Annotated in this window: 1 protein-coding gene; it reads right to left on the bottom strand. The window is 50.8% G+C overall.

Going from position 1 to position 236, the window contains the following annotated elements; genetic code table 11:
• The coding region (locus tag FDX22_RS31480; RefSeq protein WP_255432988.1) for a terminase large subunit domain-containing protein at positions 1-236 on the bottom strand (236 nt) is incomplete at both ends.

Genomic DNA, 236 nt, shown 5'->3' with positions numbered 1-236 from the left:
TGCCACACCCGCCGAAATGGCCGATTTCCCGTTTTTACGCGGTATCTCCGTGTAAACCTCGCGAAATCGACGAAGCTTAGATCCTTTCTGGACCCAGCCAAAGGCGCAGCACACAATAAACAGTTGCCATGCCTCCAGGGTGATCGGCATCCGCTTGAATGCCCACTCTCCTTTTGTATGTGGCAACAACTGGATAAATTTCGCAGCCTTTTCTGCCATATCTTTATCGAAGCGGT

This window comes from Citrobacter sp. TBCS-14 (genome assembly GCF_005280805.1).
In the GTDB taxonomy this organism is placed as follows: domain Bacteria; phylum Pseudomonadota; class Gammaproteobacteria; order Enterobacterales; family Enterobacteriaceae; genus Citrobacter; species Citrobacter gillenii.
Note: the sequence above shows the minus strand (reverse complement) of the source record. Positions and strands in the feature narration are given on the sequence as shown.